The following is a 20,565-nucleotide window of genomic DNA, read 5'->3' on the forward strand; positions in this document are numbered from 1 at the left end:
GTTGAATATTCATCATCTGCGACATTATGTCGCACGGGCTTGAGGATAAATTTAGCTATAGTAGGTCTGATGTTATTGTTAGCCGCCAGAGTTTGTCATAAACGTATCTGGCGGCTTTTTTATTGCGCTTATGCTAAATTATCCGAAACATTAAAAGGATAAATTATGACAACATTAGTTGTATGTGCATTACTTGCGGTATTAATGCCTTACTTTGCAAAAGTGCCGGTTGCTATAGCAATGGCAAAATTAGGTCGATACGACAATAAACACCCAAGGGCGCAACAAATAAAATTAACCGGCTTTGGTGCACGGGCGCTCGCTGCTCATCAAAATTGTTTTGAATCGCTTGCTGTTTTTGCTGTCGCTATTGCAGTTGTACTCGGCACTAACTCTGTAGGTGCAGTGACCGAAATGTTAGCGGTTACGCATATTGTGTCGCGTATTTTGTATTGCGTATTTTACTATATGAACCTAGATATAATTCGCTCATTAGTGTGGTTTATTGGTTTGGGTACGGCGATTGCCATGATTGTGGTGAGTTTATAACTTTATAGCGTAAAACCACAAAGCAAGCAGCCTAAAAGGGCGCTTGCTTTGTAGTCTTGAACAACCCGGTGGCGTTAATGCGATACTTTAATTCGCTCAATTAAATCGGTAGGTGCCACTTCACTATTAATCGCAAAATCTAGTTGTACAAGTACATCTTCAAAACCTGAATCAGATGCTTTATATTTCCATTTTGCTAGTGCCTCTTTCGCTGATTTATCAAAAACATCTTTAGGTTTAGATTGAATAACACTAATGTTTTTTGTTTTACCGTTTGCTGCAATATCGTATTTTAATACAACAGAGCCGCTGATCCCTTGTTGAGCTGCTTGTATTGGGTAAGCAGGTTCAATGCGTATTGTTGGTGAAATATGTTCCTCTTGCGTTTTATTTACTTCTGGTTGCTTTGCAATTGCTAAGCCGCTTAGCATGCTTGCGGCTACAAGTAATAAGCCACCTTTAGCAAACTTTGAACGCTCCCCGCTGTGTTTTATATTAGTTAGTCGTTGTAACATGGTTTTTTTATCTCCGTAGTGTGAATAAGCCATAAGCCCTGTGGGCGCATTCGCCGCGCAGTTTATTAAGGCTTTGCTATATAAAATATGTTGTTGTGTGGTTTTATTGCTAAGTACCCGTTCATCACAAGTCAGCTCTTGTAGTCGGCGCATACTTGCGTAACAAAACCAAGCTAGTGGGTTAAACCAAAGTAAAATAGTAGGCAGTAATATAAGTGCGTTTGTTAAGTTGTCTTTGCGTTTAATGTGTACTTTTTCGTGCTCTAAAATAAGTGCTAATGTGGCTTGATCAAACTGAGTATTATAGTTACTCGGTAACACCAGCTTGCTGTTTAAAATACCGACCACCATTGGCGTGGCTACATGTTGACTGGTGTAGGTTTTAACACCAGTGGTAAGAGTACCTTCAAATTGAGTTAACTCAGTTAACTGCAGATTTTTAACAAAACGGGTATGTGTAATAAAGCTAGCTATTAATAACCCTGCAGTAATAAGTACATACATGAGCGCCCAGCTAATACCCATTCCATGTATAAAGGGCTGGTTAGGGGTGATTAAATAATGGCTAATGTTGCTACTTTGCAGTGGTTTAACCGCATTTGGTAAATTAGCAATAACCAATGCTGCAGGTAATAGCCATGCTAATTTATATACAAACCGTGAGCCAAGGGCTTTTAAACCAAATCGCTCGAGTAAAATAAATCCACAAAACAAAATACTTAATAGTAATTGCTGCTCAATTAACCAATTAAAACCAGTTTGAATAACCATGTTAATCCCTTACTTTTGGTTTTTTTCCCAGTCATCTATGACTTTTTTAAGCTCGTTTATATCTTGCTGAGAAAGCTGCTCCGATTTAGCAAAGCCACTTACAAGTGGCGCAATACGTCCACTAAAAAAACGCTCAATAAAGTTTTGGCTTTCTTTTAAGGTGTAGTCGGCGCGCTCCATACACGGCATATAAATATATTGGCGACCTTCTTTTTCAAATGTAAGTGCGCCTTTTTTTACTAGTCGACCTAGTAGGGTTTTAATTGTTTTTTCGTGCCATTGCTTATCGTCGCTTAAGCGTTCAATTATTTGGCTCGCGGTGGCGGGGTAGTTAATCCAAAGTGCGTCGAGCACGTCAAATTCTGCTTTTGATAACTCAATCATGCTATTGCCTACAAATGTAATCTTTAATTAAAGACTACACCTGTAATCTATAAATGCAAGTTTATTTTTTAACTTTTTAGCGTGTTATTTTACCTAATAGGCAGGAGGTTCGCTGTGGGCTTTTAAAATATCAGCTTTATTAATGCGGATATATTGCCCTTCAGGGAGGTTTAAACTTTCTAGTACAAGGTCACTAAATTGCGCTCTAAATAAATCAATTACTTTGTATCCGCAGTAATGCGCCATTTTACGTATTTGCCTGTTTAGCCCTTGTTTTAAAACAATACTAAACTGATTACTGGCTATTTTATTTACTTCACAAGGCAGGGTTATGTGTTTATCAACGGGTACACCTGCTGCCATTTTTTTACAAAAAGCATCGTCTAAAGACTTATTTACGGTGACTAAATAATGTTTAGGCTGGTGGAAGTCAGGATGTATTAGTTGGTTACAAAACCCCCCATCGTTGGTCAAAATAAGCAAACCACGAGAGTCTTTATCTAATCGACCAATAGGGTAAACACGGGTAAGTATAGGCAAGTAGTGAATAAGGCTGGCAGGGTCATCAATATTTAATTTGCAGTCAATGCCTACCGGCTTGTGATACGCAAAATAAACTAAATCTGCTACACCTTCAATTTCTTGCCCGTTAACTATTACAGTGTCTTGCTCATCAACGTGATCAATATGATTCGCTAGGCGATTATTTACAGTTACAACACCTTCATCAATTAAACGCGATGCTTGTTTACGAGAACAAATACCTGCATGGGCAATATATTTAGCGAGTCGGATTTTTGTGCTCATAACGTGTGATGCCAGCGGCTAATAAAAATTTGATCGCGATTATAGCAAAGCTGCGTATCGATACTGTTAAATTTAATTAAGGCAAAAATTATGGGTATTAAATTTTCACAGTTAAAGAAGCATGAGCCGCTACAAAAAGTCATTGTTCACTCGTTAGATATGGCGCTTTATCAAGTATCGGTAATGATTAATAACGTTGAATATTATGTAACAGAAGACAGCGGTGAATTTTTAAGAGCGCTAAGCCCACTGCATGTTCAAAAGCGTTTTGACAAAATAGCATATGCACAGATGATATTAAGGCAAACTAGTGCTTATGACGAAATGTGCGGTCAGCCAGAAAAAACCGGCAGCAATATGCTTGAAGTACCTTATGGTAAAAATAATCTGTATTGATGGTATGAGTTTGCTAACATTCGCTTTTTAAGAAGCGCAATATGTACCAATTACAAGCAGATCACTCCGACGTATTAAGCTCTATACTACGTGGTAAAATAGTTGAATTTAACGCCCAGCATTTTGATGCGCAAAGAGTGCCATTAGGCTATAAATTTACTGATGAGCAAGGTGAGCTTGTTGCCGGTATTAGTGGGTGTGTGTTTGGAAATTGGCTGATGGTTAGTTGGCTTTGGTGTAGCGATAGTGCGCAAGGTAAGGGGCTTGCAGGTAAGTTGCTAACGGCACTTGAGCAAGCTGCTATTGAATTAGGTGCAACAACTGCTCAGCTTGATACACTTGATTTTCAAGCAAAACCCTTTTATGAAAAGCGCGGTTATAGTGTTAAGTATCAACTTAATAATTACCCACGCTCAGGTACGCGTTACTTTATGGAAAAGCCACTTTAATTTTGCTGGCTATTTTTCTTTTAATGGCTCGCCTTCAAAGGTAACACCTAAAAAAGGTGTTGCCTCTGGTGCTAACATAAACGTGCGAATGTTCATGTGATCATCCCCTTTAGGGTTTTGCAGCACGTCTTCTCGGTAAAACTTACCAAAACAATCCAACGTATTTTGTTTACTTAAGTCGTTTAATTTAGCAAACGCAAAAATTTTACACGATCCGTTGTTCTCACTCGCAGCGCTAAGTAATCCATGGTTATTAAAGCCACATGCAGTAAAGTCGTAATTTGCTTCAATCACCGCCATTGTATCGGTAAATTGAATGCTTTTTGGGTTTTCTGCAAGGGTTTTTAAATAGTCATTTAGTGTCATGTGTTACCTTTGGGTTTTTAATTATTTAGCGCTCAACTCTAGCTCATCTGTTTGCTGATTTATATTGAATTTAAATCGCGATAGAAAGTTCATTCCTAGCAAACCTTGCCCGCGGGTGTTTTCAATACTCAACACTTCAAAACCATAAATAATTTGCGAGCCCACTTTAAACGATTCAATTTGATAACGCTTTACAATAATTTGACCGTTAGCTGTATTTACCGTTACATCGCCTAAATATAAAGGTTGTGGCGAAATTTGCTCAATTATACTTGTAGGTAGCGAGGTCACGCTTGCGCCAGTATCAATCATTAGTTCGGTCAATAGATTATTATTTATTTCGGTGTTTATTAAGTAATGTGCGCCGTAAGGCGTTAAAGCAACGAAGTCGTCTTGCGATTGTGCTTTATTGATCATCGCTTGCAGTGTTTGCACTTGGCTTTTTAGATTGTGCTGGTTTGGCATTCGATCAAGCGTTGCTTGTGCGCTAATTAAATCGCCTTGCTGATAGTAGGCGTACGCAAGCGGGTATAAAAACTGTGCGTTATCGCTTTTATAATCAAGCCAAATTTGTGTTTGCTCAATAATAGCTTGCCAATTTTGTTGCTCAGTTAATGTGTGTAATTCGTTTTGAGTGAGCGTATTTAAGCGTGTATTTGCATTGCTTTGCTGATCAGCAGATAGCAACGGAAACAACTCAAATAAAGCAATAATGGCGTTTTGTGTTTGCTCGCTACTTATTAAATACTCAACCTGAAAGTTAAGTAATTCTACGTTATAAGGACTGTTATTTAATAGCGCATTGAGAAATGACTCGCTGAGTAATAAATTGCTACTTAGCCATGTTTTAAGCTGTACTAGCCACGATGAATAAAGTTTTTTTGCACTTTCTGGATTGCTGTTTTTTAACTGTTGATAGCTATTAAGTGCGGCTTCAAATTGGTGTTGTTTAAATTGCTGCTTTGCCGTATTTAGTAACGTATTTTGTTGTTTAGGTAATACACTTTGCTGGGTACTTTGCGTTTTTTGTACTTTAGTTAACGCGGGCTGCGGCCATAATAAATAAGCGTTAAGGCTAAGTGAGCCAATTAATAGTAAGGTGATTAGCTTGGCATAGTGGCTCATTATTACCTCTTATTTAATGCAATTGGTATTATTTAATAAAGTGCGTTAATGCATGAATATTGGCTATTTCAATATCAGCCAGCCCTTTATAGCTATAATTAGCACCTTGGTCGTTTAACCATACCGATTGGCAACCAGCATTATTTGCGCCTTGCACGTCGGTATCTAGGCTATCACCAATATGTAAAATATCGCTTTTAGCAACGTTTAAATGTGCGGCTGCTTTATCAAATAAAGTGGTATGCGGTTTTGCTTTACCGTGCATACCCGCTTGCAGTACTAGCTCAAATTTATTGTGTAAATTAAAGCGTTCAATTTCTACGTTACCGTTAGTAATTGCAATAAGAGTGAAATGTTTTGCCAAGTTATCCAGCAGGTTAAGTATGTCATCGCTAACCACTATGTTGCTACGTGCATCGGCAAAGGCGTTATACGCTGCATTTGCATGAAGCTCTACATCATCGACGTTTAAATTTAACTTGGAAAGCGCTAAACGCAGTGTATGTTGGCGCCATTTAGTGACGTTATCGGCAAGTTCTGGTGATTGTAATACGGCTTCGTTACGGCATAGTTGCCAGTACTTTGGACCTTGTTCTTGGTAGCGTGGTACTGCGTTTAAATAATTTTGCTGGGCTTTAACGGCTGCTTTTATAATAGGATGGTTGCTGTATAGCGTGTCGTCTAAATCAAAGCTCATGACAGAAAATGGCTTAATAGCACGATTAAATCGGATCATATTACTTCCTAATCAGTTCGTTTTTTTGCGCGAGGATGAGTATTGTCGTACACCTTGGCTAAATGTTGAAAATCTAAATGCGTATACACTTGTGTAGCCGACAAACTACTGTGCCCTAGTAACTCTTGCACGGCGCGTAAATCACCAGATGATTCTAAAATATGTGACGCAAACGAGTGGCGTAACTTATGCGGGTGAACCTGCGAGCTAATGCCTTGTTTTATTCCCCACTCTTGCATACGCAGACGCACTTGGCGAATTGAAATACGATTTTTTTGGCTACTTAAAAATACGGCTATTTCATCGGGCTTTGCAAACTGAGGGCGTATTGTGAGCCATTTTTTTAGTGCGTCTAACGCTTTTTTACCCACCGGAATTAACCGCTCTTTATTGCCTTTACCACGCACTAAAATTTCGCCATTGGCAGCGCTAATATCTTGCATGTTAGCGCCAACTAACTCGCTTATACGCAGCCCTGATGAATACATCAACTCCATCATCGCTTTATCTCTAATTGCGAGAGGTTCGTCGTCGGGTATTTCGAGTAAGCGTGCCATTTGATCTACATCGAGATTTTTAGGTAGAGGCTTTGCAAACTTAGGGCCTTTTATACCTATTGCCGGATTATGGTAGTGCGATTGCTCGGCAATATTTTTTGCTTTTAAAAACTTATACAAGCTGCGAATACAACTGAGCTTTAAGCTAATTGTACGGCCACTTAATTGTTTTGAGCGCAGCGCCATGCTGTAGCGACGAATATGCTCGCCTTGCACGCCAAACCAGTCGTCACACAATTTGCTAAAATAAAGGGCAGCAAAGCCAAGTTGGCTTACGTATTGATTGACAGTGTGCGCTGAATATTGTTTTTCAAACTTTAAATAATCGCTAAATAGCGTTATGGGTGTGCGCCAGTTGTCGCTTAACTCAGTGGTATTAGGCGCATCGTCACTCATGCTAGTTTTTGCAACCGCAGATGTAATGCGTTTATAAAGTCGAGTACAAAAAGATTATCTTGAGCGGGTTCAAAATGGTTTACGTTACTGCTACCAAACGCCAAAATAGCGATAGGGTGCTTAGTGTCGCCAATTAAATAAATTGCGGCAGATTGTGTATCTTCACTAAATAATAATTCGCGCTCTTGCTGATTAATACGCCCTAAATAATGTCCAGAATGGGTCAGGCGATGCGCAATAAGCTCGCCGTACTCGGGGTTATATTTTACTAATTTGCAGTCGTTAACATCTTCACTTGAGCAGATTATATTACGTAGATTATTTGCAAGAGTGTCAAAATTGTCATGATTCCAAAGCTGGCGATGGCACTGGCTAAACAAACGATATACAAGCTCGTTTTGCGTTGCATGCTTGCTCATGGCGTCTATTTGGCTTTTTAAAAGCGTGTTGTGCTCGCGTAATTGACGTTGCTGAATATGTACTAGTGACGTTGCACCTTGAGCTTGCTGTTGCAGCTCAAGTTGTGCAAGCAGCTCAGGATGATGAACTAGAAAATCAGGATGTTGCTGTAAGTAATCAATAACCTGTTCTTTACTTAGCTCGCTCATAGCGCTACTTGTCCGTCGAACACATGCTCTGCGGGGCCTGTCATACGTACAGGATGACCTTCACCACTCCAACGTACTTGTAAGCTACCGCCTGGTAAATCTACTTGAACGGTTGTTGATAACTTATTTTGCATATGACCAATAACCATTGCTGCACACGCACCTGTGCCACAAGCTAGGGTTTCGTTAACGCCGCGCTCCCACACTCTTAATTTAATATGTTCTTGCGATACAACCTGCATAAAGCCAATGTTCGCTTTTTGTGGAAAACGTTCATGGTTTTCAAGTAATGGACCCAATATATCAACTTGTGCGGTGGTTACGTCATCAACCTCTAGCACACAATGCGGGTTACCCATAGATACCGCGCCACTAAATACAGTGTGTTCTTCGGTTCTAATAATATAAGTAAGCTCGCGTTTGCTGGCTTTTAACGGAATTTTACTTGGCTCAAAATTAGGATGACCCATGTTAACGGTTACTTGGCCGTCTTTTTCAATGTAGAGAGTTAAGTTGCCCGACTTGGTCGACACAGTAATTTTATGCTTGTTAGTAAGGCCTTTCATGCGTACAAAGCGTGCAAAGCAGCGTGCGCCGTTACCACATTGTTCTACTTCGGTACCGTCGGCATTAAATATTCGATAATGAAAGTCGAGATCGGGAGAGTACGGCGCTTCAACCATCAGCAACTGGTCAAAGCCAATGCCAAAATGGCGATCTGCCAATTTTTTGATTTGATCTCGCGACAAAAAAACATTTTGTGTAATGTTATCAATCACAACAAAGTCGTTGCCTAAGCCGTGCATTTTGGAAAAATTAACTAACATAGCGCTCTAATTCGGTTTTGCTCTGTGCTAATCATGCCACAGAGCAGCTAGTAGACAAAAACGTTTATGGTAAAACTTTCTCACCTTGATAAAGGCTTTCAATAGTTTCGCGTTCACGAATAAGATGATGCTGCTGACCATCTACCATTATTTCTGCAACACGCGGGCGCGAGTTGTAGTTTGAACTCATGGTAAAGCCATATGCACCCGCACTTCGCTGTGCGAGTAAGTCGCCTTGTTTAAGCGCTAGCTCACGATCTTTTCCTAAAAAGTCGCCGGTTTCGCACACAGGGCCCACAATATCAAAGTTGTGAGTAGGTGTTTCGTCGTCGCGAACTGATACCGGAATGATTTTTTGCCACGCTTGATAAAGCGCAGGGCGAAGCATATCGTTCATACCTGCATCTACAATGGCAAAAAATTTGTCTTGGTTTTGTTTAATAAATTCAACTTGAGTAACTAAAATACCTGCGTTAGCTGCAATAGCGCGCCCTGGTTCAAAAATTAGTTCAAGGTGTTTATAGTTAGCTAAGCGCTCGGTAACTTGCGCTGCATATTCACTTGGGTGCGGTGGTTGCTCGTTGTTATATGGTACGCCTAAACCACCACCAATATCTAAGTGAGTTAGCTCAATACCATTAGTTTTTAGCTCATCAATAAGCGCCATTAATTTATCAAGGGCTTCTAAAAATGGTCTTACTTCAGTTAATTGAGAGCCAATATGGCAATCAACACCAATAATTTTTAAGCCCGGTAAAGCAGCGGCTTGTTGATAAACACTTACTGCCGTTTGAATATCAATACCAAATTTATTTTCTTTTAAACCAGTAGAAATATACGGATGTGTTTTTGCATCTATGTCTGGGTTTACGCGAATAGAAATAGGTGCTTCTAGGTTAAGCTCGCAAGCCACTTCAGAAATACGCTCAAGCTCAGAGGCCGACTCTACATTAAAACATTTAATCCCCAATTTTAATGCGTAAGCTATTTCGTCGGCTGTTTTAGCCACGCCCGAAAAAACCACTTTAGAAGCATCGCCTCCCGCTTTAATTACACGTGCAAGTTCGCCTTTGGATACAATATCGAAACCCGATCCTAGGCGCGCTAATATATTAAGCACGGCAATATTTGAGTTTGCTTTTACTGCGTAGCATACCAAGCTTTTATGATTTTTAGTGGCGTTAGCAAACGCTAAGTAATGGCGCTCAAATGTAGCACGCGAGTACACATAACACGGCGTACCGTATTGCTGCGCTATGCTTGCCACACTTACGTCTTCGGCAAATAATTGGTTGTTTTTGTAGTTAAAATAATCCATTTATTGCTCCTGACTTTGCAATGTTTTGGCTTGTTCAGCAGTAGTGACTGGCTGAGCTGTATTTTGAGGTTGGTTTTGCTCTGTTTGTTGCTCTGGTAAATATAACGGACCGCTTTGTCCGCAGCCAGCTAAGGCGCTTAACAGTACAGTGCTTATTAATAGTTTTTTTAATTGTAAGGTATGTGTCGCTTTCATTAGATTAATACGGTTGCTGGCTTTATAATCGCAGAGTAACAGAATATCTAAAAAATGCAGCTATTCGCGGATGATTTTATTCCTGTTACACTAGCTGCACATTTTTAAAGCTAATTCAAAGCTAAAACGTACCCAATATTAGGCGGCTCGCCTGCAAAGGAAATAACAATGACTGAACACGAATATCACCAATTAGCCGAAGCTCTTATGTTCACTATTGAAGAGCAAGTTGATGATTGCGAAGCTGATTTAGATTACGAATCGGCACAAGGTATTTTAGAAATTATTTTTCCTGATAAAAGTAAAATAGTGATTAACAAGCAAGCACCTCTTCATCAAGTATGGGTTGCGACTAAGTTTAACGGACATCATTTTGAAATGCGTGATGGGTTATGGATTGATAACCGCTCTGGCGCTGAATTTTGGGCATTTATAAATGAAGCCTCAACTCGTCAAGCAGGCCAAGAAGTTAAGTGGCAATCATCACTATGAGTTTAGAATTTGTAGAATATGCAGCCCAAAGTGAGCACAAAGCAACGGTTATTTGGTTACATGGTTTAGGTGACTCTGGGGATGGTTTTGCACCAGTAGCTCCGCAGCTTAATTTACCAAGTGAGCTTGGTATACGGTTTGTTTTTCCGCATGCGCCAGTACAACCGGTCACCATAAATGGTGGCATGGAAATGCGCTCTTGGTACGATATTAAATCTATAGAATTAGATAAGCGTGCCGATGAACAAGGCGTAAGGGATTCGGCTGCAAAGGTAGAAGAGTTAATTAATAAAGAAATTGCTAATGGCATACCTGCTAATAAAATTATTTTAGCTGGTTTTTCTCAAGGTGGTGTTGTGTCGTTACATTTAGCGCCGCGCTTTGAGCAAAAGCTTGGGGGTGTTATGGCGCTTTCTACTTATATGTGTGTGCCGCAAAAATTTGCTGATGAAGCAAAGCATACTGATTTAAACGTATTTATGGCTCATGGTAGCCAAGATAACGTTGTACCGCATAGTGCGGGAAGAAGTGCGTTTGAAGTATTAACAGCACATAACATGGATGTAAGCTGGCAAGAATACCCAATGGCTCACCAAGTTTGCGCAGAAGAATTGCAAGCTATTCGCCAATGGTTAATTGCTCGTTTAAGCTAATTTTGGAATCGCTGAGGTCAATATGAGTCAAAAAATAGTTATTAAAGCAAATGTTAAACGCGAACTACAAGAGAGTGTACCAACGGTAAGCTACGAGTGGAATTGGCGTCGTATTGTGAGTATTGCTATGTTGGTATTAATGACCTCTGCAGCAGTTGTGTATGGCTTAACAACGTCAGCCAGTGCAGAGCAAGGTGAGCATCCAAATGAGCAGGAACAATTTTTAAACTTTAGCAATAACGCTCAAAACCAAGCAAGCGTTGAAGTAACGGATGTTGAGCTTGAATCATCAGTAAACAATAGCCCTAATGAGCCTGCAGAGGTAATGCAAGCTCGGATTGAACCGTTGTCAGCTGAGCAAAATGAGGTTGAGCAAAACATATCAATTAATGCACCGGCTAAAGCGGATCCTGTAAATACTGATACAGTTTTACTAGCTAACAACGATATTGTGATTGATCAAAGTGAGAGTATTAATACTGAGTTAAACTCAGACCTTGATAATGATCTACAAGAAGAAACCGAAGAAGCTCAAAACGTAGCTGAACCTGCTAATCAAACAGAGTTACTTTTAGATTTAGAAAGTGATGATGGTGCATTGAGTGGCACTGAAGGTTTTTCACCAACAGCACAAGTGGCAAGTGTGGCATTGGGCGCGCAAATAGACACAGGTAAAATTAGCCGTGCAGTACTTACTCGCAAAGTAAGTAAGCGTGAACCTACTAATGTGTTTGCTGCTGATATTAGATTAAGTCAGTTTGATGAAGGACTATCGTTTTTTAGCGAGATTAAAAATCTTCAAGGCCAGCAAGTTAAGCATATTTGGTCGTTTGAAGGTGAAATTATGGCTGAAATTACACTTGATGTTACTTCGCCTCGCTACAGAACGTACTCAACAAAAAATATCATGGACTCACAAACAGGCCATTGGCGTGTTGATGTAGTTGATGAGCAAGGCAATTTAATTGCCCAAAAAGAATTTAGAATTTTAGCTGAATAAAGCTAGCTAAACGCAGTAATTAATTGGATACCCCTATGATAGAAAAAACAAAATTAGTACGCATTGCAACGCGCAAAAGCGCCTTAGCACTTTGGCAGGCCGAATTTGTGAAAGCAGAGCTTGAGCGTTTTCATGCAGATGTGCGCGTAGAATTAGTCCCAATGTCGACGCAAGGGGATATCATTTTAGATACGCCATTGGCTAAAATAGGCGGTAAAGGCTTATTTGTTAAAGAGCTAGAGCAAGCAATGTTAGATGGCCGAGCTGATATTGCCGTACATTCTATGAAGGACGTGCCAGTAGAGTTCCCAGAAGGATTAGAGCTGTATACTATTTGTGAGCGTGAAGATCCGCGTGATGCGTTTGTATCAAACAATTTTGCTAATTTAAACGAGCTACCACAGGGCGCCATTGTGGGTACTTCTAGCTTACGCCGTCAGTGCCAAATTAAAGCACTTCGCCCTGATTTAGATATTCGTGATTTGCGCGGTAATGTAAATACGCGTTTAGGTAAATTAGATGACGGCCAATACGATGCTATTATTTTAGCGGCTGCAGGGCTTATTCGTTTGAAAATGGAGTCGCGTATTGCTGACTACATTGAGCCAGAAGTGTCATTACCGGCAAATGGTCAAGGTGCTGTAGGTATTGAATGCCGTATTGATGATGAAGTAACAAAAGCATTACTTGCACCACTTGAGCATACCCAAACACGTATTCGCGTAAACGCAGAACGTTCAATGAACCGCTATTTAGAAGGTGGTTGCCAAGTTCCTATTGGTGCTTATGCATTAGTTGATGGCGAGCAGGTACATTTGCGTGGTTTAGTTGGTGCTGTTGATGGCAGCGAAATTTTACGTGACGAAGTAACAGGTCATGTAAATGATGCAGAAGAACTAGGTATTGAGCTTGCTAAAAAATTATTAGCTCAAGGCGCAGACAAAATATTAGCTGAAGTTTATAGAGACGCATAAATGACACATATTCTGATAACTCGGCCCGAAGGAAAAGGCGCAGCCCTTGCACAGCAATTAGAGCAAGCGGGTTATCAGGCGTCTTTATTTCCGGTATTAAAAATAACGCATTTAACACCCTCCAGCACTGAACTTAGTCCGCTGTTAAATGCAGATAAAATAATATTTATATCGCAAGATGCAGTCAGTGCACTTTCGCAATTAAAACCCGATATAAATACCAAAGCGCAGTTTTATGCAGTTGGACAACAAACAGCCGACATTATATATGAGCAATTTGGTGTGCGCGCAGCAGTACCGAAGCAGTATGATTCAGAAGGGTTACTTGCGCTTAAATCACTCGCCGAGGTTGATGGCAGTAATATAGTGTTAGTTAAGGGGCAAGGTGGCCGCCCTGAGTTAGCTAAAACGCTGAAAGAGCGCGGTGCTTTTTTAAATAATTGTATTGTGTATAAACGTGAACCCACAGAGAGTATTACTCCTAACTGGCCAGACCACTGGAAAAGCCAGAATGTACACGGTATAGTCATAACAAGTAATGCAGCAGTTGATGCTATATTTAAAAGCCTTACTGCACACCAACTACAATGGTTACAACAGTGCCGATTTTATGTTGCAAGCGAGCGGATAGCCGCTTATTTAAAGTTGCAACAGGTAAGTTCGGCTAATATACACATTGCAGCAGGGGCAAGCGATAATGCTATGTTTACCTGCATAAATCAGCAAGGTAGCAACATGAGCGAACAGTCAAAGCCAGTTACGGCAGAAAAAGCCACACCAACAATAGCTAACACGGCCTCAGCTAAATCAGCTAAGCAAGAGCCAGCAGCCGCTAAAAACACTGCAAATAAAAATAAACAAAAAGTTAGCAAAGTTGCAGTGCTTGCACTTCTTATTTCGCTAATTGTGGCCTCAGGCGTGGGTTACGAGTTTTATCAAAAATTAAATGCTGGTAAGGCTCAAAACCTGGCCGCGAATGAGTTGAGTGAGCAAAATAAGTCACTCGCCCAAGAGCTGCAAGCACTTAAGTCAGCACAATCTAATTTGCAGCAAGCGCTATTTAATAGTGAGAAAAAAGTTGCCGCAGCACTCAGTGAAAGTGCAACTCAAAATCAGCAAGAACTAAAAGCAGCTTTGCAAAAAGCGCAGCAACAAGGTTCGTCTTTAAATCCACAAGAAGTGACCAGTTTGCAGCGTATGGCTGAATTTAAACTATGGGCTGAAAAAGATTACCAAGGCACTAGTGCTGTTTTAAAGCGCTTAGATGCATTACTTAGCGAACATCCAGGAACAGTTGAAGTTCGCCAAGCTATTATGCAAGACATACAAACACTTGATAGCCTTAAACCTATAGCAACAGAGGCTATTTATTTACAGTTAAATAGTGTGTTAACTAGTGTTGATAACTTAGCTTTTAATGCGGTTAACTTGCCAGAAGAAGCGGCTGCAATAGATGAAAACGCTTTAAGTGATGACGTGAGTGATTGGCAGCAAAACCTGAGTAATAGTTGGAATAAAATTGTGGATAGCTTTATTACTATTCGCCAGCACGAAGGTGTTTCCATTGAGCCATTACTTACGGATCAAGAGCGCCATTTAATAAATCAACGTATAAAGCTTAATATAACTCAGGCACAAGATGCACTTATGAGTAAGCAGGCGAGTATTTTCTTTAGCGCCTTAAGTGAAGCAAAACGTTTAGTTGGTGAGTACTTTAAGCAAGACGATGATACAACTAAAACGGTACTTAAAGCGTTGTCTAAACTTGAAAAAGAGCAGCTTAACTTTAATCCAAAAGTAACCTTAAACAGTACACAAAAGGTTAAGGAGTGGGCGCAATGATAGGGCTAATTATTTTAATTGTAGCTATTGTTGTTGTATTAGCGGTTACTCCATTTGTGCTAGATGAAAAAGGTTATGTACTTATTTCATTTAACAACACGACGATAGAAGGCACGATAGTATCGTTTTGTATAATGGCGGTCATTACCGCTGTTGTTTTATATTTAACATATAAATTAATTCGTTATTTATTATCGATTTATCATAATACTAAGCATGGCTTTTTTGCACGTAGCCAAGAGCGCAAACAAGCAGCTATTGAGCAGGCTCTGTGGAGTGCTATTAATGATGATTACGAGCACGTAGAAAAGGCTCTATCGGGTAATAGCGTACCAGATAAGTTTGAAGATATTCGCTTAGCATTACTTGCAAAAGCAGCGCTTGCTAATAATCAAACAGATAAAGCACTTGAGCGTTTATTTGAAATAAGCCCAGAACATCAATTAAAAGTAGCAAAGCTATGGTTGGCAAGTGGCGACAGTAGCGCGATTGAATCACAAATGCGTATTAGCGCAGAAGCTAAAAAAGCCACCGCACTTGAGTTAAAACTTTATGCAGAAGTATTGGTACAGCAACAACACTTTAGTGCGCTTGAAGAGTTTTTACCGCGTTTACTACGCAAAAAAGCACTTACTGATGCACAGTGGACGCAGTTATTTAGTGCTTACTTTAATGCGTTAGATGCAGGTCAACTGAGTGAAAAATATAAACAGCTACCTAAAAAACTGCAAGTTCATGCACACACTGCTTATTTAATGCAAATGGCGCAAGCGGGTCAATTGGTTGTTATTGAGGGTGACCTAATTAAAATGGTTAAACACAACGAACAGCATGCGCAACTGGCTAATATATTAAGTAAAGCGACGTCTGCCGATGCAGCTAAACTGCAAGTAAGCATCCAAGATCGTCTTAAAAAGGATGATTCAAATAACTCATTATTACTTGCATTGGCTTGCCTGGCCAACGCGCAAGGTGATTATGACTTAGCAGCTAGGATTTTTGATAAAGCACTGAATAGTGACAATAAAAAACAGTTCTCTGAACAAGCTGTTTTAAGTTATAAAAATAGTGCACAGGCAGAAAAGGCGCTCGTTTTATATCAATAAATGACTACACTATAACTACTTAGCATTTTGTAGTTCAGGAGCACAAGCATTGAGAAAGTTTTTAATATTAACCCTTAGCTTGGCTTGTGCTTACTTCTTTACTGGGTATTTTAGCAACTCACTTCTTTCTGTAGATGGCTATGCGGTCGCCTCTTGGCCGCCCTCAGGAATTGCTTTAGCGAGCTTTTTAATTTGGGGGCGTAAGTCATTTATTGGCCTTATTCTTGGTGCTTTCTGTACTAACTTAATTCATCTTGATAACACTGTAGATATTCTTCATTTTAATGTGCTTTTACAAGCTATTTGCGTCACTTTAGCCTCTGTTTTACAGGCTTGGATTGGTCGTCAAATTATAGTAAATGTTATTAAGGCGCCGCTAGATTTATCTTCTTTAAAACACAGTGTGCAGAGCCTAATAGTAGCAGGGCCAATATGCTGTGTTATTGCAGCAGGTGTGGGAACTAGCTTATTAGCATTGAATAATGTGATCCCGACCAATGCTATTTTTGATAATTTTGTCGCATGGTGGATTGGCGACAGTATTGGTGTACTTATATTTACACCGCTAGTACTGGCTGCTTTTAACTACACGCAAGTACGCCATCGTATGCTGGTGATTTTACCTTCACTATTAATTTATATACTAATTAGCGTTAGTTTTTATGGTGCTGCCAGTGTTAAAAAAGAAAAAGACATTCAAAAGCAAGAAGCCAAAATACTTGTTGTGCAAAATGCTATAAGCCAGAAGCTCGATGGTATTACTGCTCACTTAGGATTACTAGCTACATACTTTGCTAGTAGTGATAACGTGAATTTTAAAGAGTTTAAACAGTTTACTTCAAAGCAATTGGACTATAGCCAAGAAATTTTAGCATTTGAATGGATACCTTATGTATCAGCAAATAAACTCACTGATTTTGAAACACATGAAAATACAGCCACAGGCAAACCTTTATACATAAAAGAAAAGTCACTAGATGGAGCTTGGCAACCTGCAGGTGATCGTAGAAATTACTTTCCTGTAAAATATGTATATCCATTAGAGGGCAATGAAGATGCTTTAGGATTTGATTTGGCTTCAAGTAAAGTAAGAGGAGTAGCGCTTAGCAAAGCGAAAACACTCAATGAGCTAGCACTAAGTGAGCCAATTAATTTAGTCCAAAATACATCAGAGAAGGGAGTGCTCTTTTTATATCCTGTTTTTGGTGAATCATCTACCGAAGATGATTTTCAAGGTTTTGTGGCCGCTATTGTTAGCCTTAAGCGCTTATCGCAAACATTGTTATTTGATCACAACAATTCAATTTCAGCCAGTTTTTTTGATACAACGATACCAGGGAAAAAGCAGGCAATTTATATTGCCGATACCGATACCGATAACTCGCAAATGCTGTTTAAAGAATATCAATTGTTGATTGGCAAACGCATGTGGCAGGTCGAGTTATATGAACCAATAGTTAGAACGTCTTGGTTAATGTATTGGCTTGCACAAATAGTAGGGATGTTGTTTGTGTGGCTATTGATTACATTTTTGATTTCAGTTACTGGTACAAACATACAAATTCGCGAACAAGTGGCTAAGCAAACACATACTTTACGTAAAGAAAAACAAAAAGCAGATGAAGCGAGTCATATTAAGGGGCAATTTTTGGCAAATATGAGCCACGAAGTCCGCACCCCTATTAACGGTATAAAAGGGCTGCATTATTTAGCGCTACAGCAAAATGATTGGCAACAAGCAAGAAGTTACATTGAACAAGCAGATGGGGCACTTGGTGTTTTACTGCGGGTATTAAACGATGTGCTCGACTTTTCAAAAATGGAAGCAGGCAAGCTAGACTTAATACAAGAGCCCATTAATGTAGCGAGTTTAGCGGATGAAATGCTCAATTTACTTCAGTTTGAAGCTGACATTAAATCAATAAAGTTAAGTCTCGATTTTGATAAAACATCAAATTTGGTTATTAATGCCGATCCAATCCGCTTAAAACAAGTGCTGCTGAATCTGCTCAATAACGCGGTTAAATTTACAGGAGCAGGTGAGATAACTCTGAAAATTTGGCAATCTAAAAAAATGACTTACTTCAGTATTAACGATACGGGTATTGGTATTAGTAGCGAAGCACAAAAACAATTATTTAAACCGTTTGCGCAAGCCGATAGCTCAACCTCTCGTCAATATGGTGGCACTGGCTTAGGATTAAGTATTTGTAGAAAATTGGTTGAACTAATGGGCGGTGCAATTGATTTAGTTAGTTATGAAGGAAAGGGCTCTACATTCACATTTAGTTTGCCGCTCATCTCGCCTTTACCAAAAGCAGAGCAAATACAGCAGCAATATAACGAAATAGATGTAAGTACTTTATCATTCACAAACTATAAATTACTTTTAGTCGAAGACAACCCGCTTAATCAGCATGTTGCCAATGCCATTTTAAAAACGAAAGGGTGTATTGCCGACATTGCTAACGATGGTTTTGAAGCCATAGAAAAGCTAACCGAAAATAGCTACGACATTGTTCTTATGGATATTCAGATGCCAAGAATGGATGGACTCCAAGCAACAAAAGTAATTCGTTGTGATTTAGGGTTAATTGATTTACCCATAATAGGACTATCGGCGAACGCCCATGACGATGATGTTAAAAAGGCATTAGCCTCGGGAATGAATAGTTATATTACTAAACCTATTGATGCAAATACGCTTTTTAAAACTCTTTGGCATTATTTATCAAATAAATAAGTAACGCTATTTTTTGCACAAAAAGCAGACATATGACCGCTTAAACTTAACGCAAACCATATACACTTGAAAAATAACTATATCTGCGTATCATGCGCGCAAATTTAACTAAACTGGGTTGCTATTATGATCAATAGAAAATTACCTTTGCTAGATATTCACCGTCATTTAGACGGTAATGTACGTGCGCAAACCATATTAGAACTTGGTCGTCAGTTTAATGTAGAGTTACCTGCAGATAACGTTGAGGCATTAATTCCTCATGTTCAAGTTATTGACCCTGAGCCAAACCTTATGGCTTTTTTACAAAAGCTAGATTGGGGTGTCACTGTACTTGGTGACTACGATGCGTGTAGACGCATAGCGATTGAAAACATTGAAGATGCACAAGCGCAAGGCCTTGATTATGTAGAGCTTCGCTTTAGCCCTTACTACATGGCGCAGAGCCAAGGTTTACACCCTGAAGGGGTTGTAGAAGCGGTTGTTGATGGTATTAAATCAGCAACAAAGGGTGCAAATATAAAAGCTAACTTGATTGGTATTTTATCGCGTACTTATGGCGTAAAAACATGTCAAAAAGAGCTTGATGCATTACTCGCATTTAAAAATGATTTAGTGGCTGTTGATTTAGCCGGTGACGAAATTGGTTTTCCGGGTGAGTTATTTGTAGATCACTTTAAGCAAGTACGAAATGCTTATTTAGCTTCGACTATTCATGCTGGAGAGGCACTTGGAGCCCCAAGTATTTGGCAAGCAATTAACGAGTTAGGTGCGAGCCGAATAGGGCATGGCGTTAAAGCAATTGAAGATCCAAAGTTAATGGATTACTTACGCGATAACCGTATTGGTATTGAGTCGTGCTTAACAAGTAATATTCAAACTAGCACAGTGAACGACTTAGCTAAACACCCACTTAAACAGTTTTTAGATCACGGTATTTTAGCGTGTATTAATACTGATGACCCAGCAGTTGAAGGCATTGAAATTGAGTACGAATATACTGTTGCAGCACCTAAAGCTGGTTTAACACAAGCTGATATGGAAAAAGCGCAAAAAAATGCGTTAGAAATAGCATTTTTAAGCGATGGCGATAAAAAAGAACTCTCAGCACTCGTTAGCGCACGTTAATTTAAGAACATTAAAAATGCCGCTTTATAAGCGGCATTTTTGTATCTGTAATTTAGTGTGTTTGGCAGCTCATGTAATTATCGTAGAGTGCTTTAAGTACATCTGCTCGGCTGATCATGCCGATTACTTTAACACCCTCTACAACAGGGTAGTTTTTTGGTTTACCAGGCTGCATCTGCTGTGCAAGCTCGATAATGTTGGTATCGCCGCTAACAGTCACTACCTCTGTTTGCATAAGTTGCGATACTTTAACCATCCCATCACAAAAATAACTGCTTTGCGTAAGCGGTTTTAAAAGTTCATGCTCTGAGATAAATCCGACTAGGCATTTATCTTTATCAAATACTGGTGCGCCAAGTAGTTTAAATTTTTGTAATTCTGCTATGGCTGTCGTCATTTCTGTATCTGGTGTGATATTTGGCAACTTGCGTTGCATAAAATCTTTTACTTTTGTATTTAGCATTTGGGTCTCTCCCGCTGATGTTCTATACAAAGTATGGTTTATAGATAGGGATTTAGGAAATTGTTTATATTGATGAGGTTGATAGATTTTAACTATTAAATATTTTTTGCTATATAAAATAAAAGCACCGATTAGGTGCCTTTATTTATAACTGAAAGTAAATTT

General features: G+C 39.5%; 23 protein-coding genes. 11 read left to right on the top strand and 12 right to left on the bottom strand.

All coding sequences use genetic code 11. The annotated features are described in order from the left end of the window. Positions 1-165 precede the first annotated feature (165 nt). The gene (locus tag I6E80_RS17200; protein WP_024594607.1) at positions 166-549 is read left to right on the top strand and encodes an MAPEG family protein; all 384 of its coding nucleotides are present in this window, start codon (positions 166-168) and stop codon (positions 547-549) included. Between the two features lie 74 nt (positions 550-623). Here the strand turns inward: I6E80_RS17200 and I6E80_RS17205 are convergent, their stop codons facing one another. The 3 genes from I6E80_RS17205 to I6E80_RS17215 all read right to left on the bottom strand — a co-directional run bounded on the left by I6E80_RS17205 (position 624) and on the right by I6E80_RS17215 (position 3,026). After that, positions 624-1,835, bottom strand: a complete 1,212-nt coding sequence (locus tag I6E80_RS17205; protein WP_197186070.1) for a TonB family protein — start codon at positions 1,833-1,835, stop codon at positions 624-626. A 9-nt stretch (positions 1,836-1,844) separates the two neighbouring features. After that, complete coding sequence (locus I6E80_RS17210; protein ID WP_007580531.1) at positions 1,845-2,219, bottom strand: BlaI/MecI/CopY family transcriptional regulator; 375 nt, start codon at positions 2,217-2,219, stop codon at positions 1,845-1,847. A gap of 93 nt (positions 2,220-2,312) precedes the next feature. Further along, on the bottom strand, positions 2,313-3,026 hold the full coding sequence (locus I6E80_RS17215) for a pseudouridine synthase (RefSeq protein WP_197186071.1): 714 nt from the start codon (positions 3,024-3,026) through the stop codon (positions 2,313-2,315). 90 nt (positions 3,027-3,116) lie between these two features. On the opposite strand from I6E80_RS17215, the gene I6E80_RS17220 reads away from it, so the two are divergent. Then, a complete protein-coding gene (locus tag I6E80_RS17220) occupies positions 3,117-3,422 on the top strand; it encodes a DUF6482 family protein (RefSeq protein WP_076925562.1) in 306 nt (101 codons plus the stop codon). A gap of 41 nt (positions 3,423-3,463) precedes the next feature. Continuing rightward, on the top strand, positions 3,464-3,871 hold the full coding sequence (locus tag I6E80_RS17225) for a GNAT family N-acetyltransferase (RefSeq protein ID WP_182721007.1): 408 nt from the start codon (positions 3,464-3,466) through the stop codon (positions 3,869-3,871). A 9-nt stretch (positions 3,872-3,880) separates the two neighbouring features. On the opposite strand, the gene I6E80_RS17230 is transcribed toward I6E80_RS17225, so the two are convergent. The 8 genes from I6E80_RS17230 to I6E80_RS17265 form a co-directional block, all read right to left on the bottom strand. Then, positions 3,881-4,237, bottom strand: coding sequence for a HopJ type III effector protein (locus tag I6E80_RS17230; protein WP_182721006.1), 357 nt, complete (start codon positions 4,235-4,237; stop codon positions 3,881-3,883). A gap of 21 nt (positions 4,238-4,258) precedes the next feature. After that, positions 4,259-5,362, bottom strand: a complete 1,104-nt coding sequence (locus I6E80_RS17235) for a retroviral-like aspartic protease family protein (RefSeq protein ID WP_076925565.1) — start codon at positions 5,360-5,362, stop codon at positions 4,259-4,261. A 28-nt stretch (positions 5,363-5,390) separates the two neighbouring features. After that, positions 5,391-6,098, bottom strand: coding sequence for an HAD-IA family hydrolase (locus tag I6E80_RS17240; RefSeq protein ID WP_024598820.1), 708 nt, complete (start codon positions 6,096-6,098; stop codon positions 5,391-5,393). An 8-nt stretch (positions 6,099-6,106) separates the two neighbouring features. Beyond that, positions 6,107-7,051 carry a tyrosine recombinase XerC gene (locus tag I6E80_RS17245; RefSeq protein ID WP_024598821.1) on the bottom strand — a complete coding sequence of 315 codons (945 nt, stop codon included), beginning with the start codon at positions 7,049-7,051 and terminating at the stop codon, positions 6,107-6,109. Further along, on the bottom strand, positions 7,048-7,659 hold the full coding sequence (locus I6E80_RS17250; protein ID WP_170072751.1) for a DUF484 family protein: 612 nt from the start codon (positions 7,657-7,659) through the stop codon (positions 7,048-7,050). Before I6E80_RS17250 ends, I6E80_RS17245 begins: the two co-directional genes overlap by 4 nt. Continuing rightward, on the bottom strand, positions 7,656-8,486 hold the full coding sequence (dapF, locus tag I6E80_RS17255; protein WP_024589649.1) for a diaminopimelate epimerase: 831 nt from the start codon (positions 8,484-8,486) through the stop codon (positions 7,656-7,658). Before dapF ends, I6E80_RS17250 begins: the two co-directional genes overlap by 4 nt. Positions 8,487-8,550: 64 nt before the next feature. Beyond that, the gene (gene lysA / locus I6E80_RS17260; RefSeq protein WP_024589650.1) at positions 8,551-9,804 is read right to left on the bottom strand and encodes a diaminopimelate decarboxylase; all 1,254 of its coding nucleotides are present in this window, start codon (positions 9,802-9,804) and stop codon (positions 8,551-8,553) included. Beyond that, positions 9,805-9,999 (bottom strand): lipoprotein, encoded by a 195-nt coding sequence (locus tag I6E80_RS17265; RefSeq protein ID WP_076925567.1) that lies wholly within the window; start codon positions 9,997-9,999, stop codon positions 9,805-9,807. Between the two features lie 168 nt (positions 10,000-10,167). Between I6E80_RS17265 and cyaY the strand changes: the two genes are divergently transcribed. From cyaY to add, 8 genes are all read left to right on the top strand, one after another. Next, entirely contained in the window at positions 10,168-10,491 is a 324-nt protein-coding gene (gene cyaY, locus I6E80_RS17270; RefSeq protein ID WP_002960979.1) for an iron donor protein CyaY, read from the top strand. Next, complete coding sequence (locus tag I6E80_RS17275) at positions 10,488-11,144, top strand: alpha/beta hydrolase (protein ID WP_007580555.1); 657 nt, start codon at positions 10,488-10,490, stop codon at positions 11,142-11,144. The genes cyaY and I6E80_RS17275 overlap by 4 nt, the downstream gene beginning before the upstream one ends. Before the next feature lie 22 nt (positions 11,145-11,166). After that, a complete protein-coding gene (locus I6E80_RS17280) occupies positions 11,167-12,144 on the top strand; it encodes a DUF2914 domain-containing protein (protein WP_197186072.1) in 978 nt (325 codons plus the stop codon). 35 nt (positions 12,145-12,179) lie between these two features. Next, positions 12,180-13,118, top strand: a complete 939-nt coding sequence (gene hemC, locus I6E80_RS17285; protein WP_024598828.1) for a hydroxymethylbilane synthase — start codon at positions 12,180-12,182, stop codon at positions 13,116-13,118. Further along, positions 13,119-14,960: a uroporphyrinogen-III synthase gene (locus I6E80_RS17290; RefSeq protein WP_197186073.1), complete on the top strand. Its 1,842-nt coding sequence runs from the start codon at positions 13,119-13,121 to the stop codon at positions 14,958-14,960. It abuts the gene before it with no gap. After that, positions 14,957-16,066: a heme biosynthesis HemY N-terminal domain-containing protein gene (locus tag I6E80_RS17295; protein WP_024598830.1), complete on the top strand. Its 1,110-nt coding sequence runs from the start codon at positions 14,957-14,959 to the stop codon at positions 16,064-16,066. Before I6E80_RS17290 ends, I6E80_RS17295 begins: the two co-directional genes overlap by 4 nt. Before the next feature lie 49 nt (positions 16,067-16,115). Next, on the top strand, positions 16,116-18,809 hold the full coding sequence (locus I6E80_RS17300) for a CHASE domain-containing protein (RefSeq protein WP_197186074.1): 2,694 nt from the start codon (positions 16,116-16,118) through the stop codon (positions 18,807-18,809). A gap of 126 nt (positions 18,810-18,935) precedes the next feature. Next, positions 18,936-19,937, top strand: a complete 1,002-nt coding sequence (gene add / locus I6E80_RS17305; RefSeq protein WP_197186075.1) for an adenosine deaminase — start codon at positions 18,936-18,938, stop codon at positions 19,935-19,937. 52 nt (positions 19,938-19,989) lie between these two features. Here add and I6E80_RS17310 read toward each other — a convergent pair whose 3' ends face one another. Then, positions 19,990-20,400 carry a CBS domain-containing protein gene (locus I6E80_RS17310; RefSeq protein ID WP_024598833.1) on the bottom strand — a complete coding sequence of 137 codons (411 nt, stop codon included), beginning with the start codon at positions 20,398-20,400 and terminating at the stop codon, positions 19,990-19,992. Positions 20,401-20,565 lie beyond the last annotated feature (165 nt).

The organism is Pseudoalteromonas sp. NSLLW218 (assembly GCF_015864775.1).
Taxonomy (GTDB): Bacteria; Pseudomonadota; Gammaproteobacteria; order Enterobacterales; family Alteromonadaceae; genus Pseudoalteromonas.

Bases quoted from the DNA above. Each gene is read 5' to 3' on its own strand.
- I6E80_RS17200 (WP_024594607.1), top strand. From the start codon at position 166: ATGACAACATTAGTTGTATGTGCATTACTTGCGGTATTAATGCCTTAC.
- I6E80_RS17205 (WP_197186070.1), bottom strand. From the start codon at position 1,835: ATGGTTATTCAAACTGGTTTTAATTGGTTAATTGAGCAGCAATTACTA.
- I6E80_RS17210 (WP_007580531.1), bottom strand. From the start codon at position 2,219: ATGATTGAGTTATCAAAAGCAGAATTTGACGTGCTCGACGCACTTTGG.
- I6E80_RS17215 (WP_197186071.1), bottom strand. From the start codon at position 3,026: ATGAGCACAAAAATCCGACTCGCTAAATATATTGCCCATGCAGGTATT.
- I6E80_RS17220 (WP_076925562.1), top strand. From the start codon at position 3,117: ATGGGTATTAAATTTTCACAGTTAAAGAAGCATGAGCCGCTACAAAAA.
- I6E80_RS17225 (WP_182721007.1), top strand. From the start codon at position 3,464: ATGTACCAATTACAAGCAGATCACTCCGACGTATTAAGCTCTATACTA.
- I6E80_RS17230 (WP_182721006.1), bottom strand. From the start codon at position 4,237: ATGACACTAAATGACTATTTAAAAACCCTTGCAGAAAACCCAAAAAGC.
- I6E80_RS17235 (WP_076925565.1), bottom strand. From the start codon at position 5,362: ATGAGCCACTATGCCAAGCTAATCACCTTACTATTAATTGGCTCACTT.
- I6E80_RS17240 (WP_024598820.1), bottom strand. From the start codon at position 6,098: ATGATCCGATTTAATCGTGCTATTAAGCCATTTTCTGTCATGAGCTTT.
- I6E80_RS17245 (WP_024598821.1), bottom strand. From the start codon at position 7,051: ATGAGTGACGATGCGCCTAATACCACTGAGTTAAGCGACAACTGGCGC.
- I6E80_RS17250 (WP_170072751.1), bottom strand. From the start codon at position 7,659: ATGAGCGAGCTAAGTAAAGAACAGGTTATTGATTACTTACAGCAACAT.
- dapF (WP_024589649.1), bottom strand. From the start codon at position 8,486: ATGTTAGTTAATTTTTCCAAAATGCACGGCTTAGGCAACGACTTTGTT.
- lysA (WP_024589650.1), bottom strand. From the start codon at position 9,804: ATGGATTATTTTAACTACAAAAACAACCAATTATTTGCCGAAGACGTA.
- I6E80_RS17265 (WP_076925567.1), bottom strand. From the start codon at position 9,999: ATGAAAGCGACACATACCTTACAATTAAAAAAACTATTAATAAGCACT.
- cyaY (WP_002960979.1), top strand. From the start codon at position 10,168: ATGACTGAACACGAATATCACCAATTAGCCGAAGCTCTTATGTTCACT.
- I6E80_RS17275 (WP_007580555.1), top strand. From the start codon at position 10,488: ATGAGTTTAGAATTTGTAGAATATGCAGCCCAAAGTGAGCACAAAGCA.
- I6E80_RS17280 (WP_197186072.1), top strand. From the start codon at position 11,167: ATGAGTCAAAAAATAGTTATTAAAGCAAATGTTAAACGCGAACTACAA.
- hemC (WP_024598828.1), top strand. From the start codon at position 12,180: ATGATAGAAAAAACAAAATTAGTACGCATTGCAACGCGCAAAAGCGCC.
- I6E80_RS17290 (WP_197186073.1), top strand. From the start codon at position 13,119: ATGACACATATTCTGATAACTCGGCCCGAAGGAAAAGGCGCAGCCCTT.
- I6E80_RS17295 (WP_024598830.1), top strand. From the start codon at position 14,957: ATGATAGGGCTAATTATTTTAATTGTAGCTATTGTTGTTGTATTAGCG.
- add (WP_197186075.1), top strand. From the start codon at position 18,936: ATGATCAATAGAAAATTACCTTTGCTAGATATTCACCGTCATTTAGAC.
- I6E80_RS17310 (WP_024598833.1), bottom strand. From the start codon at position 20,400: ATGCTAAATACAAAAGTAAAAGATTTTATGCAACGCAAGTTGCCAAAT.